Source organism: Achromobacter sp. JUb104 (assembly GCF_024806975.1).
GTDB lineage: Bacteria > Pseudomonadota > Gammaproteobacteria > Burkholderiales > Burkholderiaceae_B > Achromobacter > Achromobacter spanius.
In genome coordinates, this window is record NZ_JANUEY010000003.1 from 848,725 (window position 1) to 868,155 (window position 19,431).

Annotated in this window: 14 protein-coding genes; 6 read left to right on the forward strand and 8 right to left on the reverse strand. The window is 66.2% G+C overall.

The features are described 5' to 3' along the window. Positions 1–15: 15 nt before the first annotated feature. From M2361_RS24380 to M2361_RS24390, 3 genes are read right to left on the reverse strand one after another with little or no spacing between them, the layout of a single operon-like run. Positions 16–954: a sugar kinase gene (locus tag M2361_RS24380; protein WP_259252383.1), complete on the reverse strand. Its 939-nt coding sequence runs from the start codon at positions 952–954 to the stop codon at positions 16–18. After that, complete coding sequence (locus tag M2361_RS24385; RefSeq protein ID WP_100852978.1) at positions 947–1,594, reverse strand: bifunctional 4-hydroxy-2-oxoglutarate aldolase/2-dehydro-3-deoxy-phosphogluconate aldolase; 648 nt, start codon at positions 1,592–1,594, stop codon at positions 947–949. The genes M2361_RS24380 and M2361_RS24385 overlap by 8 nt, the downstream gene beginning before the upstream one ends. 22 nt (positions 1,595–1,616) lie before the next feature. Further along, a complete protein-coding gene (locus M2361_RS24390; RefSeq protein ID WP_259252384.1) occupies positions 1,617–2,402 on the reverse strand; it encodes an IclR family transcriptional regulator in 786 nt (261 codons plus the stop codon). A 254-nt stretch (positions 2,403–2,656) separates the two neighbouring features. Between M2361_RS24390 and uvrA the strand changes: the two genes are divergently transcribed. The 3 genes from uvrA (at position 2,657) to M2361_RS24405 (ending at position 10,588) form a co-directional block, all read left to right on the forward strand. After that, positions 2,657–8,437, forward strand: coding sequence for an excinuclease ABC subunit UvrA (gene uvrA, locus M2361_RS24395; RefSeq protein WP_259252385.1), 5,781 nt, complete (start codon positions 2,657–2,659; stop codon positions 8,435–8,437). A gap of 5 nt (positions 8,438–8,442) precedes the next feature. Next, entirely contained in the window at positions 8,443–9,579 is a 1,137-nt protein-coding gene (locus M2361_RS24400) for an aminodeoxychorismate synthase component I (RefSeq protein WP_259252386.1), read from the forward strand. A gap of 376 nt (positions 9,580–9,955) precedes the next feature. Next, positions 9,956–10,588 carry an aminotransferase class IV family protein gene (locus tag M2361_RS24405; protein ID WP_259252387.1) on the forward strand — a complete coding sequence of 211 codons (633 nt, stop codon included), beginning with the start codon at positions 9,956–9,958 and terminating at the stop codon, positions 10,586–10,588. A gap of 90 nt (positions 10,589–10,678) precedes the next feature. On the opposite strand, the gene M2361_RS24410 is transcribed toward M2361_RS24405, so the two are convergent. Then, positions 10,679–11,617 carry a LysR family transcriptional regulator gene (locus M2361_RS24410; protein WP_259252388.1) on the reverse strand — a complete coding sequence of 313 codons (939 nt, stop codon included), beginning with the start codon at positions 11,615–11,617 and terminating at the stop codon, positions 10,679–10,681. Positions 11,618–11,729: 112 nt separating this feature from the next. On the opposite strand from M2361_RS24410, the gene M2361_RS24415 reads away from it, so the two are divergent. From M2361_RS24415 to M2361_RS24425, 3 genes are read left to right on the forward strand one after another with little or no spacing between them, the layout of a single operon-like run. Continuing rightward, positions 11,730–12,968: an aromatic ring-hydroxylating dioxygenase subunit alpha gene (locus tag M2361_RS24415; RefSeq protein WP_259252389.1), complete on the forward strand. Its 1,239-nt coding sequence runs from the start codon at positions 11,730–11,732 to the stop codon at positions 12,966–12,968. Between the two features lie 2 nt (positions 12,969–12,970). Next, on the forward strand, positions 12,971–13,444 hold the full coding sequence (locus tag M2361_RS24420) for an aromatic-ring-hydroxylating dioxygenase subunit beta (protein WP_259252390.1): 474 nt from the start codon (positions 12,971–12,973) through the stop codon (positions 13,442–13,444). Positions 13,445–13,469: 25 nt separating this feature from the next. Further along, the gene (locus M2361_RS24425; protein WP_259252664.1) at positions 13,470–13,781 is read left to right on the forward strand and encodes a non-heme iron oxygenase ferredoxin subunit; all 312 of its coding nucleotides are present in this window, start codon (positions 13,470–13,472) and stop codon (positions 13,779–13,781) included. 67 nt (positions 13,782–13,848) lie between these two features. Here the strand turns inward: M2361_RS24425 and M2361_RS24430 are convergent, their stop codons facing one another. Genes M2361_RS24430 through M2361_RS24445 form a run of 4 tightly spaced genes read right to left on the reverse strand, consistent with a single transcriptional unit; the run spans position 13,849 to position 19,329 of the window. Beyond that, complete coding sequence (locus M2361_RS24430) at positions 13,849–14,688, reverse strand: tRNA threonylcarbamoyladenosine dehydratase (protein ID WP_259252391.1); 840 nt, start codon at positions 14,686–14,688, stop codon at positions 13,849–13,851. Between the two features lie 48 nt (positions 14,689–14,736). After that, entirely contained in the window at positions 14,737–16,158 is a 1,422-nt protein-coding gene (locus M2361_RS24435; RefSeq protein ID WP_259252392.1) for an efflux transporter outer membrane subunit, read from the reverse strand. A 5-nt stretch (positions 16,159–16,163) separates the two neighbouring features. Next, on the reverse strand, positions 16,164–18,122 hold the full coding sequence (locus tag M2361_RS24440; protein ID WP_259252393.1) for a MacB family efflux pump subunit: 1,959 nt from the start codon (positions 18,120–18,122) through the stop codon (positions 16,164–16,166). 1 nt (position 18,123) lies between these two features. Further along, the gene (locus tag M2361_RS24445; RefSeq protein WP_259252394.1) at positions 18,124–19,329 is read right to left on the reverse strand and encodes an efflux RND transporter periplasmic adaptor subunit; all 1,206 of its coding nucleotides are present in this window, start codon (positions 19,327–19,329) and stop codon (positions 18,124–18,126) included. Positions 19,330–19,431: the final 102 nt, after the last annotated feature.

A 19,431-nucleotide genomic window follows, 5' to 3' on the forward strand; every position in this document is an offset into this window, starting at 1 on the left:
CCTGCCGGGCGGTGTTCAGCCGCCCAGCGATTTCAGCCGTTCCCGCACCTGTTCAGCCCGGGGCAGCGGGTCGACCGCGCCATAGCCCAGCGTGGACAGCGCCGCCGCGGCGTTGGCGTAACGCACCGCGTCTTCCCAGCTATCGCCCTGGCTGCGCCGCGCCAGCAGGCTGCCCGCGAAACAGTCGCCCGCCCCGGTGGCGTCCACCGCGTCCACGCGCAGCGCGGCCACCGGCGTGCGCGTCTTGCCGTCGTCGATGATGGAACCATCCTTGCCCAGCTTCAACACCACCACTCCGGTTGCGCCGCCGTCGCGGATCCAGTCCAGCGTGCGTTCGGGGTCGTTGTTGCCGGTCAGGTGCTGCATGTCGTCCATGCTGGGCAGGAACAGGTCTGCCTGACGCATGGTTTCGCGCAGGATGGCTCGGGCGCGGTCAACGGGCCACAAGCGCAGCCGCAGATTGGAATCCAGGCTGACCTGCGTTTGCGCGGCATGGGCGCGTTCGATCGCGGCGAACACCGTGTCGCAGGCGCTGGTGCTGATGGCCAGGCTGATGCCGGACACGTGCAGGAAACGGCTGCGCTCGATCAGGCCGCTTTGCAGCAGCGCCGGCGTCATCAGGCTGGCGGCCGAACCACGGCGCAGGTAGCTGAAGGCGTGGCCGTCTGGTCCGTGCTGCACGAAATACAGGCCGGTATGGGCGTCGTCATCGCTTTGCACGCCCGAGGTATCCACCCCTTCGGTTTTCCACAGGTCCAGGAATTGCGCGCCGAAGGCGTCGTTGCCCACTCGCGTCAGATAAGAGCAGCGCGCGCCCTGCCGGGCCGCCGCGATGACGGCGTTGGACGTATCGCCGCCAAAGCCTTGCAGATACTGCTGCCTGCCCTTGTGGGTCTGGTTCAGTTCAACCAGGGGCTCGCCCAGCGCGACGATGTCGAAGTCGAAGTCAGCCATGGGCGGCCTCGCGGGTGCGGGTGATTTGCGCCACCAGGGCGGCGGTGTCGCGCGCGGCGAACGCGGCCTTGTCATACAGATTGCTGCCGATGCCCACCAGCCCGGCGCCGGCCGCGAAATACGTGCCCATGTTGTCCTGCGTGATGCCGCCCGTGGGGCAGAAGATGGTGTCGGGGTACACCGACTTGAGCGCGGCCAGATGCTTGGGGCCGCCGGTGTCGGCCGGAAACACCTTCACCACGTCCACGCCCGCGCGGCGCGCCGCCAGCACTTCGGTGGGCGTGAAGGCGCCCAGCAGGCACAGGGCGTCGGCGGCGTGCGCCAGGTCGACGATGTCGGTGGCCAGGGCGGGCGACACCAGGAAGTCGGCGCCGGCCACCAGCGCGTCGCGCGCCTGGCTTTCGTCCAACACCGTACCCACGCCCAACAGCAGGCTGGGGCCGTGCTTGTCGCGCAGCGCGCGCACCAGGTCGGTCACGCCGGGAATCGTCCAGGTCAGTTCCAAGGTGGTGCAGCCGGCCGCCACGGCCACTTCGGCGGCATAGGCGGCGGTGGCGGCGTCGGTATAGCGCAGCACGGGCACGACCCGGGCTGCCAGCAGGGCGGAAAGCTTCGATGCGAGGGGAGCGGATGCGGTCATGGAATTCCTCTGGGGCTGACGGTCAGGCGCCGCCGGCTGACACCGGCAAGACGGCAAGTTTGGCCACGGCGGCATCGCGCAGCCGCAGCAAGGGATCGATATAGGCGGATTGCGGGTCAGGCTGGCGCCGGAACAGCAGCGTGCTGACGCTGACGCCCGCCACAGGCCGGCCGGCCGCGTCGCACAGCGCCACGCCATAGCAGACGATACCGGGTTCATTTTCCTGGTCGTCCATGGCGTAGCCACGGCCGCGCGCTTCGTCCAGCACGGCGCGCAAGGCAGGCAGGCTGGTGACGGTGCCGGGCATGCGGGCGGGCAGCGCCAGGCCGCGCAGCAGGCGTTCGCGTGCGGCCTCATCCAGCGCGGCCAGATACGCTTTGCCGACTGCGCTGGAATGCAAGGCCACCGACGAGCCGACGCGCGACACCATGCGCACCGGGCCGGGGCTTTCCAGCTTGTCGATATAGATCATTTCTTGGCCGGCGGGCACGGCCAGATGCACGGTTTCGCCCGTGGCGTCGCGCAGCGCCTGCAAATCGGGCGCCAACGCGGCGCGCAGGTCAAATTGCGACCACGCGCGGCTGGCCAGCGACATCAGGCGTGTGCCCAGGCGATAGGCGCCGCCTGACTCGGTAAGCATGCCCTGCTCGGCCAGCGCCGCCACGATGCGGTAGACGGTGGGACGCGGATAGCCGCAAGTGCGCGCGAGCAGCGCGGCCGTGGGCGGCTCGGGCGCGTCGGCCACGGCTTGCAGCACCGCCATGAATTTCGCGAACGCCGCGGCGCCCGCGACCTTGGTTTCCAACAAGTTCGTCCCCAGATCAAGACCCATGCGTGACGACAAAGCGCCATCCACAATGAATCCGCAGAATTCGCAAGGCTGACAGTACGAAAATCAGACGAATCTGCGATACTGTTTATTTGTACAGCTACATCGCCTAAGTTTGTCCATAATATGGACAAGCGCCTCACAATATAGGCAATTATTCCATATCGCCGCGCTTGGAACCAGCGAAGGGTTATCGCTCGGGCAGGCGCCTACCTCAGGCTACGATACCGTCCATGAGCTCCCAAATCCGCATCGTTGGCGCACGCCAGAACAACCTCAAGAACCTGGACCTTACCCTTGCCACCGGCGAACTGGTCGTTGTGACCGGTGTGTCGGGATCCGGCAAAAGCTCCCTGGCTTTCGACACCCTCTACGCCGAGGGGCAGCGGCGCTACGTGGAAACCTTCTCGCCCTATGCGCGCCAGTTCCTGGACCGCATGGACAAGCCGCAGGTTGACCGCATCGAAGGCATCCTGCCCGCCATCGCCATTGACCAGACCAACCCGGTGCGCAGCTCGCGCAGCACGGTCGGCACAATGACCGAGCTGAACGACCACCTGAAATTGCTGTTCGCGCGCGGCGCCCGGCTGTACTGCCGAGGTTGCGGCAAGGTGGTCAGGCGCGATACGCCCGATTCCATCTACCACTCGCTGGCCGAACGCGCCGCCGTGGCCGGCGACCCGCGCCTGGTGGTGACCTTTCCCATCGCCGTGCCCGCCAACTTCACCGAAGACGAAGTGCGCGGCTTTCTTGAGCAGCAGGGCTATACCCGCGTGCACGCCGAGGAAACCGCCGTGCCGCGCGCCACCGTCGCCAAGCCCGCGAAAGGCGCCAAGAAAGCGAAAGCCGCCAAGGACGCCGGCGAAGAACGCCGCATCCTGCACGTCATCCAGGACCGCTTCCGCTTTGCCGGCACGGAACGCGAACGCGTCATGGAAGCGCTGGACACCGCGCTGCGCATGGGCGCCGGGCACCTGGCCGTGTACGTCGTGAACGCCGACGGCGACAACGCGCATATCTGGAAATACAGCGACCGCCTGCACTGCGCCGACTGCAACATCGAATACACCGACCCGCTGCCCAGCAGCTTCTCGTTCAATTCCCCGCTGGGCGCCTGCGAAGCGTGCCGGGGCTTTGGGCGTGTGATCGGCATCGACTTCGGCCTGGTCATCCCCGACGAAAACAAGACCTTGATGGAAGGCGCCATCAAGCCGTGGACCACGCCGTCCTATAAGGAATGCCAGGACGAACTGCAAAAGTACGCGCCGCGGGCGGGCGTGCCGCTGGGCGTGCCCTGGAAAAGCCTTAGCGAAGAACACAAGCGCTGGGTGCTGTACGGCACGCCTGACTGGAAGGGCGGCAACGACGCCTGGAAGCACCAGTGGTACGGCGTGCAGCGCTTTTTTGACTGGCTGGAAACCAAGGCCTACAAGATGCACGTGCGCGTGCTGCTGTCCAAGTACCGCAGCTACACGCCCTGCCCCACCTGCAACGGCGCGCGCCTGAAACCCGACGCGCTGCTGTGGCGCCTGGGCACGAAAGAAGAAGCCGACACCGTGCTGCCACCCGAAGACGGCCGCTATCAGCGCTTCATGCCGGTGGGCGCCAACTGGTCGCGCGACCAACTCAACAATATCGGCGGGCTGTCTATCCATGACGTGATGCTGCTGCCCATTGAACGGGTGCGGCGTTTCTTTGACGAGCTGTCGTTCTCGGGCGCGCTGGACGCGGCCACCGACCTGCTCATGACCGAGGTGCGCGCGCGCCTGAAGTTCCTGTGCGACGTGGGCCTGGGCTACCTGACGCTGGACCGCCAGAGCCGCACGCTGTCCGGCGGCGAAGTGCAGCGCATCAACCTGACCACCGCGCTGGGTACCTCGCTGGTGAACACGCTGTTCGTGCTGGACGAGCCGTCCATCGGCTTGCACCCGCGCGACATGCACCGCGTGGTTGAAGTCATGCACCGCTTGCGCAACGCCGGCAACACGCTGGTGGTGGTGGAGCACGACCCGCAAGTCATGGTGGCGGCCGATCGCATCATCGACATCGGCCCCGGCCCCGGCGAACGCGGCGGCTACATCGTTTTTGATGGCACGCCCAAGCAACTGCGCGCGGCCGACACGCTCACGGGCAACTACCTGGGCGGACGCCAGCGCGTGGAAGCGCCGCGCCCCATGCCGGTGGCGGCGAACACGCCACGCCTGCTGCTGGAGGGCGTCAACGCGCACAACCTGAAGAACGTCTCCGTCGAACTGCCGCTGGGCCGTCTCGTTTGCGTGACCGGCGTGTCCGGTTCGGGCAAGTCCACCCTGGTGCAGGACGTGCTGTACCCCGCGCTGTTGAAGCAAAAGGGCAAGCCGTCGGAATCGCCCGGCGCGTTCGACCGCCTCTTGGGCGCCGAACAGATTGCCGACGTGGTCATGGTGGACCAGACCCCCATCGGCAAGACCGCGCGCTCGAACCCCGCCAGCTACGTGGGCGCCTTTGACGCCATCCGCAAGCTGTTCGCCCAAGCCCCGCTGGCGCGCGAACGCGCCTACACGGCCGGCACGTTCAGCTTCAACGGTGGCGACGGCCGCTGCCCCACCTGCGGCGGCACCGGCTTTGAACACGTGGAAATGCAGTTCCTGTCGGACGTGTACCTGCGTTGCCCCGACTGCGACGGGAAGCGCTTCCGCCCCGAAGTGTTGGAAGTGCGTGTCGAACACCTGGGCAAGAGCGCATCCATCGACGAAGTGCTGGCCATGACGGTCAGCGAAGCGCTGGACTTCTTCAAGGGCCTGCGCGATGTGCAGACGGGCCTGGCGCCGTTGGCCGACGTGGGCCTGGAATACGTGCGGCTGGGGCAACCCGTGCCCACGCTGTCCGGTGGCGAGGCGCAGCGCCTGAAGCTGGCCGGTCACCTGGCCGAAGCCGCCCGCAGCGGTATTTCCACGGCCAAGGTCGCCAAGAAGGGCAGCCTGTTCCTGTTCGACGAACCCACCACCGGCCTGCACTTTGATGACGTGGCGCGGCTGATGCGTGCGTTCCGCAAGCTGCTGGCCGCGGGCCACACGCTGCTGGTCATCGAACACAACCTGGACGTGATCCGCGCGGCCGACTGGCTGATCGACCTGGGCCCAGAAGGCGGCGACGCCGGCGGCCTGCTGATCGGCGTGGGCACACCGCAAGACTTGATGGACAACCCCAAGTCGCACACGGGCGCGGCGCTGCGCGATTACGAAGTCAGCATCCTGCCCGCCGACGTGGTGGTCACCAGCGACATCGATGCGCAAGAAGTCGAGCAAGCCGGCCTGACCGCGCGCATCGCCGAACCCACCGCGACCTACAACGAAGCCAGTGGCGCGGGTGACGGCACGCCGCTGCAATCCGTGATGCGTGCCCGCCGCCAGGGCAATATGGCGATCGAAATCCGCAACGCGCGCGAGCACAATCTGAAGAACATCAGCGTTGAAATCCCGCACGACAAGTTCACCGTGATCACCGGCGTGTCCGGCTCGGGTAAATCGACGCTGGCTTTCGACATTCTGTTCAACGAGGGCCAGCGCCGCTATCTGGAATCGCTGAACGCCTACGCGCGCGCCATCGTGCAGCCGGCCGGCAAGCCCGACGTGGACGCCATCTTCGGCATTCCGCCCACCGTGGCCATCGAACAGCGCACCAGCCGTGGGGGCCGCAAGTCCACCGTGGCCACGATGACGGAAATCCACCATTTCCTGCGCCTGCTCTATGTGAAGCTGGGCACGCAGTACTGCCCGGATTGCAACGTGGCCGTTGAACCGCAGAACACGGACCAGATCGTGGCCCGCCTGCTGCGCGACCACAAGGGCGTGCACATCGGGCTGCTGTCCCCCTTGGTGACCGCGCGCAAAGGCTATTACACGGACCTGGCCAAGTGGGCCGGTTCCAAGGGCCATTCGCATTTGCGCGTGGACGGCGAGTTCATTCCCGTGGCCCCGTGGCCGCGCCTGGACCGCTACAAGGAACACACCATTGAACTGCCCGTGGCGGACGTGGTGGTAGACCCGGCCAACGAAGCCGACCTGCGCGCCGCCGTCAAGAGCGCGCTGGAAAACGGCCAGGGCGTGATGTCGGTGGTGTGGCCGGTGAACAAGCTGCACGAGGCGTTGAACAGCGATTTGCAGCAGCAGCATTTTTCGGTGAAACGCGCGTGCCCGTCTTGCGGCACCAGCTTCCCCGAACCCGATCCGCGCCTGTTCTCGTACAACTCCAAGCACGGTTGGTGCACGGGCTGCTTTGGCACGGGCCTGCAATTGCAGGGCTTTGACGAAGAACAGACCGGCGAGGAAACCGCCTGGAACGCCTGGTATGAAGGCGAGGCCAAGGCCTGCACGCAATGCGACGGGCAGCGCCTGAACCGCGTGGCGCGCGCCGTGCGCTGGCGCGACAAGTCCATTGCCGAACTGGCGTCGCTGCCGGTGTCGGACGCGCACACCTTCTTCACCGGGCTGGTGACGCGCGGCCGCGAAAGCGAGATCGCCCGCGACATCCTGACCGAAATCCGCGGACGCCTGAACTTCATGCAGGAAGTGGGCCTGAACTACCTGGCGCTGGACCGTGCCGCGCCCACGCTGTCTGGCGGCGAAGCGCAGCGCATCCGCTTGGCCGCGCAACTGGGTTCCAACCTGCAAGGCGTTTGCTACGTGCTGGACGAGCCCACCATCGGCCTGCACCCGCGCGACAACCGCATCCTGCTGGACGCGCTGGCGCGCCTGGAAGGCAATGGCAACACGCTGGTGGTGGTGGAACATGACGACGACACCATCCGCCGCGCCTCGCACGTGATCGACATCGGACCGGGCGCGGGCATCCGTGGCGGCCGGGTCGTGGCGCAAGGCACGGTGGAAGACGTGATGAACGCGCCGGAATCCATCACCGGCCGCTACCTGAAGACGCCGCTTGCGCATCCGCTGCAAGGCCGCCGTCCGGTGGAAGCGGACACGCCGATGATCGAGATCCGTGGCGCGCGCCTGCACAACCTGCGCAGCGTGGACGCCAACATCCCGGTGGGCCGCCTGAGCGTGGTGACGGGCGTGTCCGGTTCCGGCAAGTCCACCCTGGCGCGCGAAGTGCTGCTGGACAACCTGATGCAAGCCGTGTCCCAAGGCAAGGCGCCGGGTTGGGCCGGCTGCGAAAGCATCAAGGGTTGGGAAGCCATCGACCGCGTGCTGGAAGTGGACCAGACCCCCATCGGCAAGACGCCGCGCTCGTGCCCGGCCACCTACGTGGGCTTCTGGGACGACGTGCGCAAGCAGTTCGCCGACACCCGCGAAGCCCGCATGCGCGGCTGGACGGCGGCGCGCTTCTCGTTCAACACCGGCGACGGCCGCTGCCCCATCTGCGAAGGCCAGGGCATGCGCACCATCGAAATGAACTTCCTGCCCGACGTCAAAGTGCCGTGCGACGCCTGCAACGGCGCGCGCTTCAACAGCGACACGCTCAGCGTGCAGATGCGCGGCAAGAACGCCGGCGAGCTGCTGTCCATGGAAGTGGATGACGCCATCGGCTACTTCGCGGCGCACCCGAAGATCCATCGCCCGCTGCAACTGATGCAAGACGTGGGCCTGGGTTACCTGACGCTGGGCCAGCCGTCGCCCACGCTGTCGGGCGGCGAGGCGCAGCGCATCAAGCTGGTGACCGAGCTGTCCAAGGCGCGTCTGACCGATGGCCTGATCAAGACCGGCCGCGCCTCGCGCATTCCGCACACGCTCTACGTGCTGGACGAACCGACGGTGGGCTTGTCGATGGCCGACGTCGAAAAGCTGATCCACGTGCTGCATCGCCTGGTGGAAGCCGGCAATACGGTGGTGGTGATTGAGCATAATCTGGACGTCATCGCCGAAGCCGACTGGCTGCTGGACCTGGGCCCCGAAGGCGGCACGGGCGGCGGCCAACTGGTGGCCGAAGGCTCGCCGGAACATGTGATGACCCTGGCCGATCATTCCCACACCGGCCGTGTCCTGACGGAATTCCTGGCACATCAAGCGCGGTAGCAAGCATGGATTGTCGTTTTGAAGACCGGCTGGCCGGCCGCGCGTTTCGGTTCGAGGGCTATTGCTCCCGGATCGAAGCGCGCACCGCCGCCGACGTCGCGCCCGCGCTGGCGGCCATCGAGGCCGCGCGGCAACAGGGGCGCTGGGTGGCCCTGTTGCTGGACTATGAACTGGGTGAATGGCTGCTGCCCGAAGCCACCCTGGCGGCGCCGGCCGGCCTCTGGACGCCTCCGCAAGACGATGGCCGGCCCCGGCTGACGGCGCTGGTCTTCGAACGCAAGGTGGACGACACCCCCTGGGACGCGCCGGACGCCGACAGCCCCTCCGCCGCCATCAGCCTGCCCGCGCCACGCATGACCGAGGCCGAGTACGTGCGCCAGATTGACGCCATACGCGGACTGATCGAAGACGGCGAGCTGTATCAAGTCAACTACACCCAGCCGCTGGACCTGCAATACCAGGGCGACCCGGCTACCTTGTACCGGCGCATCGCCGCGCGCAACCCGGTGGCGCACGGCGCGTTCATTCAGGATGGCGAGCGCACGGTGCTGTCGTTTTCGCCTGAACTCTTTGTGCGGCGTGAGGGATCGCGGCTGACGACTCGCCCCATGAAAGGCACCGCGCCACGCCATCCCGACCCGATCGAAGACGCGCGCCTGGGCCAGGCCTTGCTGGCCAGCGAGAAGAACCGCGCCGAAAACCTGATGATCGTGGACCTGCTGCGCAACGACCTGGGCCGCCTGGCGCAGCCGGGCTCGGTCAAGGTGGATGCGCTGTTGTCATTGGAACGCTACCCCACTGTGTGGACCATGACGTCCACGGTGTCCGCCGAGGCGCCGGGGGCCGGGCTGCAAGAGGTGTTGCATGCGCTGTTTCCTTGCGGCTCGATTACCGGCGCCCCGAAGGTAGCCGCGATGCGCCGGATCCGCCAAATGGAAACCGCCCCGCGCGGCTTGTATTGCGGCAGCGTTGGCTGGCTGGCGCCGAATGGCGATTTTTCACTGAACGTCGCGATCCGCACGCTGGTGCTGGATGCGCACGGCCACGGCGTGTATAGCGTAGGCGGCGGGATCGTGCATGATTCCGACCCCGCGGAGGAATGGCAGGAATGCCATTGGAAAGCGCGGATATTGCGGGGTTGATGGAAGGGCGACGACGTGTCGGCGTGTGGGCGCAGCGGCGTGTTGGCGCAACGGCCCATCGGTGCAACGGCGCATCGGCCCATCGGCGCATTGGCCCATCGGCGCAACGGCGCAACGGCGCGATGGCGCGATGGCAATCGTAGGATGGGTGAAGCGCGCGATGGGGTGCGCAAGAACGCGAACATCTGCCGCGCGTAACCCATCATGCAGCGTTTGCGATGTATCCGGCGCCGATTGATGGGTTACGCGCGATTGACGAAGGTGTTCTTGGGGCGGGCGTGCCGCGCTTCACCCATCCTACGACCATGTCCCGCGATCCACCACTCGGTAGTAGCATAGAGCGCGGTCCACAACCGCGATTTTCCAGGAGCGTCCCATGCAACCCGAATTGATCGAGACCATCCTGGTCGATGCCGAACAGCGCGTGCCCTTGCTGGCGCGCCATCTGAAGCGCTTGGAGGCAGCCTGCAAGGACCTGGGTTATGCCTGGGCCGGGCGCGCCGTTGAAGGCGACATCATGATCGCCGCCATGGGCCTGGTCACGCCGGGCCCGCACCGCCTGCGCCTGCTGGTGGCGCGCGACGGCAGCCGCCATATCCAGACCGCCCCGCTGCCTCCGCTGCCCGCCGTGCAGGAAGTGATGCTGGCGCCCGAAACGCTGCGGTCTTCCGAACCGCTGCTGCGCTACAAGACCACGCACCGGCCCTGGTACACCAAGACCATCGAATGGCTGCCCGCGCATCCCAACATTTTTGACCTGCTCTACCTGAACGAACGCGGCGAGCTCTGCGAAGGCAGCCGCAGCAACGTCTACCTGCTGCTGGACGGCCGCTGGTACACGCCGCCCGTATCCAGCGGCTGCCTGCCCGGCGTGCAACGCGGCGAACTGCTGGACACCGCCAACGCGAGCGAGCGCGTGCTGACCTTGGCCGACCTGCACGAGGCCGACGAAATCCGCCTGTCCAACGCGCTGCGCGGCTGGTTCACCGTCACGCTACGGGAAACCTGACTCCCCTGCCGTTCACCGCCGCGCCGCGGGAAGCCTGACTCCCCTGCCGTCTCACCACCACGCGACGCGAAACCTGACTCCCCCTGCCGTTCACCGCCGCGCTGCGGGAAGCCTGCCCCCTCCGTCCTGATCCGCGAACTGTTCCACCACCACCTGGCGCAGCCATTGATTGGCCGGCTCGCGGTGGTTGCGCGCGTGCCAGAACACATTGATGACCGACTCGGGAATCTTCACCGGACAGGGCGCCGTGGCCAGCCCGAAAGGCGTACAGGCGCAGTCGGCAAAGCGCCGCGGCACCACCGCGATCATGTCGGTGGCTTGCAGCACCGGCCCCACCGCCATGAAGTGCGGCACCGTCAGCCGCAAGCGGCGGCGGATGCCGGCGCGGGCAATCACCTCGTCCACCACGCCATGCCCCGTGCCCTCGGACACAATCGCCACGTGCTCGGCCGCACGGAATTGCTTGGCCGTCACCCCCGAGCGGGCCAGCGGATGGTCGCGCCGAAAGATGCACACATAGGGCTGGCTGAACAGCTTGCGTTGGAAGAAGCCGCTTTGCAGACTGGGTAGAAAGCCCATGGCCAGGTCGATACGGCCGCGTTCCATTTCATCGCGCACATCAATCGACGTCGTACGCACCGTGCGTATCGTGACGCCCGGTGCGGCGGTGTCCAGGGCCCGCATCAAGCGCGGCAGGAAATAGGTTTCGCCCACATCGTTCACGCCGATCACAAACGCCCGTTCGCTGCGCCCCGGGTCGAACATGGCGCGTGCGTTCAGCGTGCCATGCAACGCGCCCAAGGCATCCGCAATGGGCTGCGCCAGCGCCTCGGCATAGGGCGTCGGCACCATTCCGCGCGAGGTGCGCAGGAACAATTCATCGCCCAGCAGCTTGCGCAAGCGGCTCAGCGCATTGCTGACGCCGGGTTGCGAAATACCCAGGCTCTGCGCGGCGGCCGACACCCGGCCGTGCTTGTGCAGTTCGTTGAAGACGACCAGCAGGTTCAGGTCCACGTCTTTCAGGTTCATGCGCTTGTCTCCACCAATATTGATGTTGGTGATGTCTTCTATTGATCAGATTCTATTTATTTATTTCATCGCCTGCCCGATGATGAAGCGATAAAAAAATAGGAGACAAACCATGCACATCGACCCGCCCTGGCAGGGCGACGGTTCCCACCGTATTCCCTTCGGCGTCTACACCGACGCCGCCTTGCACCAGCGCGAGCTGGAACGCTTCTTCTACCGGGCGCACTGGTGTTACGTCGGCCTGGAAGCCGAAATCCCCAACCCAGGCGACTTCAAGCGCACCGCCGTCGGCGAGCGCTCGGTGATTCTGCTGCGCGACCAGAGCGGCCAGGTGCGCGTGGTGGAAAACGTGTGCGCCCATCGCGGCGTGCAGTTCTGCCGCGAACGCGCCGGCAACCGTAGCGAATTCGTCTGCCCCTATCACCAATGGAATTACGACCTGGAAGGCAACCTGATCGGCGTGCCCTTCCGGCGCGGTGTCAAACAAGACGGCAAGGTCAACGGCGGCATGCCGCCCGATTTCAAGACCGAAGACCACGGCCTGACCAAGCTGGCGGTGGCCTGTCGAAACGGCGTGGTGTTCGCCTCGTTCGACCACGACGCCGAATCGCTGGAAGACTATCTGGGACCAGACATCCTGCACTATTTCGACCGTGTCTTCGATGGCCGTGAACTGGTCATCCATGGCTACAGCCGCCAGCGCATCCCGGGCAACTGGAAGCTGATGCAGGAGAACATCAAGGACCCCTATCACCCCGGCCTGCTGCACACCTGGTTCGTCACCTTCGGCCTGTGGCGCGCGGACAACCGGTCGGAACTGAAAATGGACCGCCATTTTCGCCACGCCGCCATGATTTCCACGCGCGGTCAGGGCGGCAAGGGCAGCGTCACCAGCGGCGTGTCCAGCTTCAAGGAGCAGATGTCGCTGAACGACGACCGATTCCTGGACATCGTGCCGGAGCCCTGGTGGAACGGCCCCACCGCCGTGCTGATGACGCTGTTTCCCAGCGTGATCATCCAGCAGCAGGTCAATTCGCTATCCACCCGCCACATCCAGCCCGTGGGCCACGACGCCTTTGACTTCGTCTGGACGCACTTCGGTTTTGCCGAAGACACGCCCGAGATGACGCGCCGGCGGCTGCGCCAGGCCAACCTGTTCGGCCCGGCCGGCTTCGTATCGGCGGACGACGGCGAAGTGATTGAATTTTCGCAATCGGGTTTTGAACAGAAACCGTGGCATCGCAGCGTGGCGGAACTGGGCGGCAAGACCGCCGAGAACACCGACCACATGGTGACCGAAACACTGATCCGCGGCATGTATGCGTATTGGCGCCGCGTGATGGAGGCATGACGATGCTGGACTTTCCGCTCTACTACCGCCTGACCTGCCTGTACACCGACTACGCCGCCGCGCTGGATGCCGAGCAATGGGAGAAATGGCCGGACTTCTTTCTGGAAGACTGCACCTACAAGGTGCTGCCCCGCGAAAACCACGAACGCGGCTACCCCTTGGCCACCATGGCGTTCGAAAGCCGCGCCATGTTGAAAGACCGTATCTACGGCGCCACCGAAACGATCTTCCACGACCCCTACTACCAGCGCCATGTGGTGGGCGCGCCGCGCGTGTTGTCGGTGCAAGGTGACCGCATCGAATCCGAAGCCAACTACGCCGTCTTTCGCACCAAGCCCAACCAGTTCACCACGGTGTTCAACGTGGGCCGCTACCTGGACGTGGTGCGCAGCACGCTGGACGGGCTGAAGTTTGAATCGCGGCTGTGCATCTTCGACAGCGAGCTCGTGCCCAATTCGCTTATCTACCCCATCTAGCCTAGCCAGGATCACCGCCATGACTATGACTACCCAATGGATCAAGGCCATCGCCCATGCCGATGTGCCGGAAGACGACGTGATCGCCGTGCAGGCAGGCGACCGCGAAATCGCGCTGTACGGCGTGGACGGCCAGGTCTACGCCACCGACAACCTCTGTACGCACGGCAACGCGCGCTTATGCGATGGTTTTTTGACCGGCCATGAAATCGAATGCCCGCTGCATCAGGGCCGCTTCGACGTGCGCGACGGGCGGGCGCTATGTTCGCCCTTGCGCGACAACGTGGCGACCTACCCGGTCAGGATCGAAGACGGGATGGTGTTCGTGGGAATGTAGCGGCCGCTGCGACTACCGACGCCGCAGCCCACGTGGCCACCGCGATAGCAACCCGAGCGCCCCGCGTTCAGATCGCCATCCGCAACGCTTCGTTGGCCGCCGCCATGCCCATGGCCGCGGTCACCGTCACCACCGACCCGTAACCGGCGCAAGACAAACCCTGCGGCGCGGGGCTCTGCGCCGCCGCGCCCATATCGTCTTCGCCCTCGGTGGGGCGGGTCCAGGCGTCGGGCAGAATGGCCGGCTGGTCGAACCATAGGGCATGCACGCCCATCTTCGGCACGCGCTTGAGCGCCTTGCCGTTCTGGTCGGACGCGCGGGGAAAACCGTGCTCGCGGCGCAGCTTGTTGCGCAGCTTGGCTAGCAAGGCGTCGTTCACCGCCGCCGACAGGTCGCCCGCCCGCAAGGCCAGCGGGTCGGTCTTGCCGCCCGCGCCGCCGCACAGCAGCATGGGCACGCCCAGCGCGCGCGCATGCAGAATCATCGCGATCTTGGCGTCCGCCTGGTCGGTGCAATCGATGATGACGGTGTACGGGCCCGGCAAGACCTCGGCCACGTTCTGGGGCGACACAAAGTCGTCAATGCGCGTCAGCCGGCATTCGGGGTTGATCTCCAACACCCGCTCGGCCATGGCATCAACCTTGGACTGCCCCAGCGTGGACGTCAGCGCATGGATCTGACGGTTGACGTTGGATTCGGCAATGTGGTCCAGGTCGATCAGCGTCAACGCGCCCACGCCGCATCGCACCAGGGCCTCGACCGTCCAGGACCCCACCCCGCCCAGTCCGGCGACGGCAACGTGTGCCTGTTGAAGCCGGGCGGGCGCCTGGGGGCCATACAAACGGGACAGACCGCCAAAACGGCGGTCCAAGTCGGCGGAGGGGGCTGGGTGGTCGGGCGAGTTCATGGCGGCTATTTTAGAGCAGGCATCAAGCTTGTAACTTCAACCCCAGCCTCAGCCCGCATCATCCCCGCCCAGCGCCCGGTACACCGTCACCTGGTTCACCAAGCGGTTCAGGCCGTTCTCGTCACGGGCAATCTCGGCCGTGCGCCGCTTTTCCTGCGCATCCAGCCAATCCTTCAAGGACACCGCCCCCGCCCGATACCGCACTTCGTACAGGCGTTCGGCCTCGCGCGCCGCGCGCAACGACACCGCAAGCTGCTCGGCCTGCAAGGCCAACTGGGTTCGGTTCGACAGCGCGTTTTCCACATCAGCCATGGCCTGATACAGCGACTGCCGGAAATTGACGACGCGCTCTTCGTAATCGGCCTTCGATATCTTGATGTTCAGCTGCATCTGGTTCCATTGCAGGAACGGCAGCGTCAGGCCCACGCCCAGCGTGGCCACGGGGTTTTGCAGCATGTTCGACAGCGTGGGGCTGGCGCTGCCCACCGCGCCCGTCAGCGTCACCGGCGGATAGAAGCTGGCGCGGGTGGCGTCCACGGTGGCCAGTGCTTCGCGCAGGCGCAGCTCGGTGGCGCGCAGGTCGGGGCGGCGGCCCAGCAGGTCTGCCGGCACCCCGGCGCGCGCCTCGGGCAGCGGGTATTCCGGCAGGCGGGGGGGGTTGGCCATGCTGCGGTCTGGCGGGCCGTCGAACAGAATCGTCAACGCATTGGTGTATTCCACGCGCTGCTGCACCAGCAAGGTGTGCGCTGCCTGCTGGCTGGCCACGGTCTGCTCGGCTTCGGCCAGTTCCAACGCCGACGCGCCGCCCGCGGCGTATTGCGCGCGCACCAGGTCTTGCGTGCGGCGCGCGTAGGCGATGCTTTCCTCGCTGCTGGCAATGCGCTGGTTGATGAAGGCCGTTTGCCAATACAGCGTGGCGGTGGTGCCCACCAGCGACAAGGCGGCGGACTGGCGGTCTTGCTCGGTGGCCAGCGCTTCCCATTGCGCCGCATCGCGCTGGCGCGACAGCTTGCCCCACAGGTCCACTTCGTAGCTGACGGTCAGTTGGGCCTGGTTGGCGCGCGTGATGGCGCGGTCGCCATACAGGTTGCGGTTGCGCGTCACGTTGGCGTCGCCGCCTAGCTGCGGGATCAGCTTGTCTTCGGTCAGGCCCGCCTGGTATTGCGCGCGGCGCACGCGGATGGCGGCCGCGGCCAGGTCGTTATTGCGCGCCAGAACGGCGTCGACCAGCCCGTTCAGCACCGGGTCGTTGAAGTTGCGCCACCAGGCGCCGCCGTCTGCCAGGGGGGCTTGCGCGCCGGCCTGTCCGTCTGCCGCTCCACCGTAGGTCCACGCGGCGGGCGTCTGCGTCAGCGGGGGTTCGTAGTCGGTGCGCAGCAGGCTGCCGCATCCCGCTAAAGCCAAAGGCAGGGCCAAGGCCAGCGCCAACGTCCGCGCGACAGGTTTGCAAATCAGGGAAACCGCTTTCATCGTCCTCATTCCCGGGCCAGCGCCTCGACGGGATCCAGGCGCGCCGCGTTGCGCGCCGGTAAATAGCCAAAAAGCACACCGATCAGCGTCGAGCACGTAAATGCCGCCACCATCGATGCCGTGGAATAAATCATCTGGAACGAGCCGCCGGTGGCCTTGGACACCAGCACGCCCAGGGCCAGCGACAAAATGATGCCCAGCGCCCCGCCGATCAGGCAGACCAGCACGGCTTCAATCAGGAACTGCTGCATGATGTCGCTGCGCCGCGCGCCCACCGCCATCCGCACGCCGATTTCCCGGGTGCGCTCGGTGACCGACACCAGCATGATGTTCATGACGCCAATGCCGCCCACCATCAGCGAGATCAGCGCAATCAGCGACACCAGCAGCGTCATGGTGGCCGTGGTGCGTTCGATGGTCTTGCGGATGGCGTCCGTGTTGAACACGAAGAAATCCTTCACCACGTGGCGGCGCATCAACACGCGCTCGATGGCCTTCTCGGCGGCGGCGGGCGGCGTGGCGTCGCTGACGCGCACCGTGATGCTCTTCAGGTGCTGCTGCCCCAGTACGCGCGACAAGGCCGTGGTGTAGGGAATCCAGACGTTCAGGGATTCGTTGTTGCCGAACACCGAGTCCTTCTTGGCGGTCACCCCGATCACGCGCGCCGGCATGGACCCCAGGAAGATGACCTGCCCGATGGGCTCCGTGTGCGAGCCGAACAGCGCCCGCCGCGTGCCGTCGTCGATCACCACTTCCTGCGCCCGGCGCACGACGCTGGTCTCGTCGAAGAACTTGCCCTGTGCCAGCTTGATGGCGCGCACGCGAAAGTACTGTTCGCCCACACCCTGTATGGATCCGTTGACCGACACGTTGCGATAGCGCAGCGTATTGCTGGTGGCGACTTCCGGCGTGACGCTATCCACATAGGGTTCGCGCGCCAGGGCATCGGCGTCGGCCGCGACCAGCGTGCGGATATTCACGGCTTTCTCGTCGCCGAAATCCTTGCCGGGAAAGACCTCTACCGTATTGGTGCCGATGGCGCTGATATCTTCCAGGATCTTGCGCCGCGAGCCCTCGCCCAGCGCCACCACCGACACCACGGCGGCAATGCCGATGATGATGCCCAGCATGGTCAGCGACGTGCGCAAGCGGTGTGCGTTCATCGACAACAGCGCCATGCGCAAGGCTTCGCCGCAGCGGTCCAGGTACGACTGCCAGGCGGGCCGCCTGGGCAATTCGGGCGGTGCGTCGCGCGCGGCGTCCCGGTGTGGGGCGTCGGGGTTGCGCTTGTCCGCCACGATCTCTCCGTCGCTGATCTCGATGATGCGTTGCGCGTGGCGCGCCACGTTCATGTCGTGCGTGACGATGATGATGGTGTGCCCGGCGGCGTTCAGCTCTTCCAGGATGCGCAGCACTTCCTGGCCGGTGTGTGTGTCCAGCGCGCCGGTGGGTTCATCGGCCAGGATGATGTCGCCGCCGTTCATCAGCGCGCGCGCGATGCTCACGCGCTGCTGCTGGCCGCCGGACAACTGGCCGGGGCGGTGTTCCGAGCGGTCGCCCAGGCCCAGCCGTTCCAGCAGTTGGTCGGCGCGGTCGATGCGCGCCTCGCGGCGCTTGCCGGCGTAGACGGCGGGCATTTCGACGTTGCCCTGCGCGCTCAGGTCGGACAGCAAGTGATAGCGCTGGAAGATGAAGCCGAAATGTTCGCGGCGCAGTTCGGCCAGTTCGTCCGGGTCCAGCTCGCCCATGCTGCGGCCGTCGACGCGGTAGTCGCCCCGGGTCGGGCGGTCCAGGCAGCCCAGGATGTTCATCAGCGTGGACTTGCCCGAACCGGACGCGCCCACGATGGCGACCATTTCGCCGGCCTCGATGGTCAGGTTGACGTCTTTCAGGACGGCAATGGTCTGGTCGCCCGCGGGAAACTCGCGGCGCACCCCGGACAGGGCGATCAGCGGACCGCTCATGTCAGGCCCCCGGCGCTGCCGGGCCGGCCGCCGCGGCACCAGCCGCCGCCGCCGAATCCGCCGACACGACCCGGTCGCCTACCTCAAGCCCTTCCAGCACCTGCGCCTGGACGTTGTTGTTCATGCCGATCTTGACCTGGCGCACCTCGGTCTTGTTGTCTTGCAGGACCACGCGCACCGCATAGCGGCCATCGTCGCCGCGCTTGCCCAGCGCCGAGGCGGGCACCACCACGGCATCCTTGGCTTCGCCCAGCACGATGAACACCTGCGCGGTCATCGAGATGCGCAGCTTTTCGTCGGGGTTGGGCACATCGAACAGGCCGTTGTAGTACACGGCGGCGGTGGTGGAGCTGCTGCTGGACGAGGTCATCGACGTGGTGGCGTCGTCTTTCTGGACGGAGTCCGGCGCGGGTTCCACCGCGCGCAAGGTGGCGTGATAGCGCTGGTCGGGTTCGCCCAGGATGGTGAAGTACACCGGCAGCCCCGGCTTGACCCGGGTGACGTCGGCTTCCGAAATCTGCGCCTTGATCGTCATGGTGTCCACCTGGGCCACCTTGATGATGGTGGGCGCGCTCTGGATCGAGTTGACCGTCTGCCCTTCCTTAGTCACCACCGCCACCACCATGCCGTCAATCGGCGACACAATGCGCGTGTACCCCAGGTTGACCTTGGCCGTATCCACCTGGATTTCGGCCTGCGCGATCTGGGCGTCCAGCGACGCGATCTCGGCGCGGGTCACGCCCAGCGTGGCTTCGGCGGATTCATAGGCTTCGCGCGAACTGGCGTCGGCCGCCAGCATCTGGCGCTGGCGCTTGAACGCCAGTTCGGCCTGTTTCAGCATGGCGACCTTGGCGGCCCGCTCGGCGCGCCGGGTCTGCAAGGCGGCTTCGGCGTTGCGCAGGTCGTTCTGCTGGGTCAGGTCGTCGATCTCGGCAACCAGTTGGCCTTTCTTGACCCGGTCGCCCAGTTCCACTTTCAAGGACTTCAACTGGCCGGTGGCCTGGGCGCCCACGCTGACGCGCTCGATGGCGTCGATGGTGCCGCTGGCCAGCACGCTGTCTTCCAAGTTAGCCCGGCTGACTTCCGCCACCGCGAAGGTGGGTGGCGGCGGCGCCGAGAAGAACATGGCGCGCAAGCCCCACACCCCCAAGAGGATGACGACGGCGATGATTGCGTAGCGTTTGAACTTACTGCGGGACTTTTTCATTGCACCAGAGGATGAGGGGCGAGCCACGCCGCCCTTATTTCGGAACCAGGACGCCATCCTAAACGGGCTGGATGGCCAATCAACGGACTGTCGTCGGTTGAA

Coding starts and splice junctions, on each gene's coding strand:
- M2361_RS24425 (WP_259252664.1), top strand. CDS start 13,470: ATGACTACCCAATGGATCAAGGCCATCGCCCATGCCGATGTGCCGGAA.
- M2361_RS24445 (WP_259252394.1), bottom strand. CDS start 19,329: ATGAAAAAGTCCCGCAGTAAGTTCAAACGCTACGCAATCATCGCCGTC.
- M2361_RS24400 (WP_259252386.1), top strand. CDS start 8,443: ATGGATTGTCGTTTTGAAGACCGGCTGGCCGGCCGCGCGTTTCGGTTC.
- M2361_RS24380 (WP_259252383.1), bottom strand. CDS start 954: ATGGCTGACTTCGACTTCGACATCGTCGCGCTGGGCGAGCCCCTGGTT.
- M2361_RS24405 (WP_259252387.1), top strand. CDS start 9,956: ATGCAACCCGAATTGATCGAGACCATCCTGGTCGATGCCGAACAGCGC.
- M2361_RS24415 (WP_259252389.1), top strand. CDS start 11,730: ATGCACATCGACCCGCCCTGGCAGGGCGACGGTTCCCACCGTATTCCC.
- M2361_RS24420 (WP_259252390.1), top strand. CDS start 12,971: ATGCTGGACTTTCCGCTCTACTACCGCCTGACCTGCCTGTACACCGAC.
- M2361_RS24430 (WP_259252391.1), bottom strand. CDS start 14,688: ATGAACTCGCCCGACCACCCAGCCCCCTCCGCCGACTTGGACCGCCGT.
- M2361_RS24385 (WP_100852978.1), bottom strand. CDS start 1,594: ATGACCGCATCCGCTCCCCTCGCATCGAAGCTTTCCGCCCTGCTGGCA.
- M2361_RS24410 (WP_259252388.1), bottom strand. CDS start 11,617: ATGAACCTGAAAGACGTGGACCTGAACCTGCTGGTCGTCTTCAACGAA.
- uvrA (WP_259252385.1), top strand. CDS start 2,657: ATGAGCTCCCAAATCCGCATCGTTGGCGCACGCCAGAACAACCTCAAG.
- M2361_RS24440 (WP_259252393.1), bottom strand. CDS start 18,122: ATGAGCGGTCCGCTGATCGCCCTGTCCGGGGTGCGCCGCGAGTTTCCC.
- M2361_RS24435 (WP_259252392.1), bottom strand. CDS start 16,158: ATGAAAGCGGTTTCCCTGATTTGCAAACCTGTCGCGCGGACGTTGGCG.